A 2,749-nucleotide genomic window follows, 5' to 3' on the forward strand; every position below is an offset into this window, starting at 1 on the left:
ATCGTCCGGGGTTTCGACTACTACACGTCCACGGTGTTCGAGGTCTTCGACACCCACCCGGACAACCGGCGGTCGCTGTTCGGCGGCGGTCGCTACGACAACCTCGTCGGGCTGTACTCCGCCCAGCGCATCCCGGGCCTCGGCTTCGGCATGGGCGACGTGACGCTGTTCGACTTCCTCGGCACCCACGGCCTGCTGCCGCAGCCGCGTGCCGAGATCGACGCGGCGGTCATCGCGACCGACGCGGAGCTCGCCGACGCGGCCCGCTCGGTGGCCAAGGGCCTGCGCGGCGCCGGCGTCCGCACGTCGACCCCGCTCGAGGTGCGCAAGCTGGGCAAGGAGATCCAGCGTGCGGACAAGGCGGGCGCGCGGGTCGTCGTCATCGTCGGCGCCAACGACTGGGCGGCCGGCACGGTGACCGTCCGCGATCTGCGCACCGGCGACCAGCTCCAGGTGACGCCGACCGACGCGCCGGCACGGGTGTATGAGCTACTGGAGCGCGGCCCGGGCACGGCGTAGGAGCTGCCGCTCGGCGGCGTTCTCGGTGCGCTCGATCGCACGGGTGTACGCCCGCACGGCCTCCGCGTCCCGGCCGACCCGGTGCAGCAGGTCCGCGCGCACGGCGTGGAACAGGTGGTAGGCGTCCAGCGAGAGCACTTCGACGAGGCCGAGCGCCTCGGCGGGGCCGGACACCTCGGCCACCGCGACCGCCCGGTGCAGGGCGACGACCGGCGACGGGCTCACTGCCAGCAGCTGGTCGTAGAGCGTCACGATCTGCCGCCAGTCGGTCGCCTCGGCCGACGGTGCGTCGCTGTGCACGGCGTTGATCGCCGCCTGGATCTGGTACGGGCCAGGCCGGCCGCGGCGCAGGCAGTCCCGCACCAGCGCCTGGCCCTCCGCGATCAGCGAGCGGTCCCAGCGCGCCCGGTCCTGGTCGGCGAGCCGGACGAGCTGCCCGCCGGGCCCGACCCGAGTCGGCCGGCGCGACTCGGCCAGCAGCAACAGCGCGAGCAGGCCGAGCGCCTCGGGCTCATCCGGCATGAGCTCGGCGAGCACCCGGCCGAGCCGGATCGCCTCGCGGCACAGGTCGTCGCGCACGAGCTCGGTCCCGGAGCTCGCCGTGTAGCCCTCGTTGAAGATCAGGTACACCACGGCCAGCACCGCGCGCACCCGCTCGGGCAGGTCGGCGTCGTGGGGCACGCGGTAGGGGATCCGCGCGGCACGGATCTTGCCCTTCGCGCGGACGATCCGCTGCGCCATCGTCGCCTCGGGGACCAGGAACGCGCGCGCGATCTCCGGCGTGGTGAGCCCGCCCAGCAGCCGAAGCGTGAGCGCGACCCGCGCGGCGGTGCCGAGCGCGGGGTGGCAGCAGGTGAAGATCAGGCGCAGCCGGTCGTCGCGCACGGCGCCCTCCTCTTCGGGTTCGGACTCGGCCAGCAGCAGCGCGGCCTGGGCCTGCTTGTCCGCGCGGGAGGACTCCCGGCGAATGCGGTCGATGGCGCGGCGGCGCGCGGTCGTGATGATCCAGCCGGCCGGGCTGGGCGGCAGGCCGTCCTCGGGCCAGTGCCGCACGGCCGCGGCGAACGCGTCCTGGACCGCCTCCTCGGCGATGTCGATGTCGCCGAAGACGCGGACCAGGCTCGCTACCGCGCGGCCGTGCTCCTCGCGGAACACGCGCGCGACGTCGACCTCCGGCACCCCCTCAGCTCGCCTCGTCGACGAACGGGCGGACCTCGATCCACAGTGGTTCGAGCACGGCCGCGAGCCGGCGGCCCCAGCCGAGGGCTTCGTCGAGGTCGGCCGCCTGGATGATCGTGAAACCGCCGAGGTACTCCTTGCCCTCGATGAACGGGCCGTCGGTGACGAGCACGTCGGAACCCTTGCTCTGCACGACGGTCGCGGTGCTCGGCGGGTGCAGCGGACCGTTGAACACCCACGCACCGGCCTCGCGCATCTCCTCGGTGAGCGCGGCGACATTCCGCATGATCGGCTCGAGGACCTCGGGTGGCGGCGGGTCGCCCGCCGGCTGGTAGATGCTCAGCAAGTACTTCTGCGTCATCGCGTGCCTCCCCGCACTCGGTACCGGGCGATCACCACGCCGGTCGTGGTGGTCACGCTAGCGGCGAGGTCGAGGTTCGCGAGGGGGACGCCGTGCGGGAACAGCCGCCGGCCGGTACCGAGCACCAGCGGGTGGACGAGCAGCAGGTACTCGTCGACGAGGTCGTGCGCCATCAGCGTGCGGCACAGCTCGCCACTGCCGATGACGCCGACGCCGGCCTCGGCTTTGAGCGCGGCGACGGCCGCCGGCACGTCGCCGGTCACCAGCGCCGAGTTCTGCCACCGGAGCGGCTCGGCGAGCGTGCGCGACACGACGTGCTTGCGCGTCTTGTTCAGCCTGTCGGTGTACGGGTTCGCCGGCTGGTCCGGCCAGTAGCCGTAGAGGTCGGTGTAGGTGCGGCGACCGAGGAGCAGCACGCCGTCGCCGGCCATGCGCTCGCCCATGGCGTTCGCCATGACCTCGTCGGCGTACGGGATCGCCCAGCCGCCGTGGGGGAAGCCGTCCCTGGTGTCCTCGTCGGGCCGGCCGGGAGACTGCATCACGCCGTCCAACGTGAGGCTGGTGACGACCGTGAGCTCGGGCATCGCGGAATCCTTTTCGTGTCCGGGGTGGTTTCGCCCTCTACACGAACGGGTTCCGCGGGAATCGACACCCGGGTGTGGTGTCCATACCCGGGGCGGGCCGGGGAGG

Annotated in this window: 4 protein-coding genes; 1 reads left to right on the forward strand and 3 read right to left on the reverse strand. The window is 73.0% G+C overall.

Going from position 1 to position 2,749, the window contains the following annotated elements; translation table 11 throughout:
• A partial coding sequence (locus VH969_RS07310; protein ID WP_331972399.1) for a His/Gly/Thr/Pro-type tRNA ligase C-terminal domain-containing protein occupies positions 1–519 on the forward strand: 519 nt, incomplete at its 5' end.
• Here the strand turns inward: VH969_RS07310 and VH969_RS07315 are convergent.
• From VH969_RS07315 to VH969_RS07325, 3 genes are read right to left on the reverse strand one after another with little or no spacing between them, the layout of a single operon-like run.
• Positions 490–1,698, reverse strand: coding sequence for an RNA polymerase sigma factor (locus tag VH969_RS07315; RefSeq protein WP_331972402.1), 1,209 nt, complete (start codon positions 1,696–1,698; stop codon positions 490–492). The genes VH969_RS07310 and VH969_RS07315 overlap by 30 nt on opposite strands.
• A gap of 4 nt (positions 1,699–1,702) precedes the next feature.
• The gene (locus tag VH969_RS07320) at positions 1,703–2,059 is read right to left on the reverse strand and encodes a YciI family protein (protein WP_331972405.1); all 357 of its coding nucleotides are present in this window, start codon (positions 2,057–2,059) and stop codon (positions 1,703–1,705) included.
• On the reverse strand, positions 2,056–2,643 hold the full coding sequence (locus tag VH969_RS07325) for a dihydrofolate reductase family protein (RefSeq protein ID WP_331972408.1): 588 nt from the start codon (positions 2,641–2,643) through the stop codon (positions 2,056–2,058). The genes VH969_RS07320 and VH969_RS07325 overlap by 4 nt, the downstream gene beginning before the upstream one ends.
• Positions 2,644–2,749: the final 106 nt, after the last annotated feature.

Source organism: Actinophytocola sp. (genome assembly GCF_036555685.1).
GTDB lineage: Bacteria > Actinomycetota > Actinomycetes > Mycobacteriales > Pseudonocardiaceae > Actinophytocola.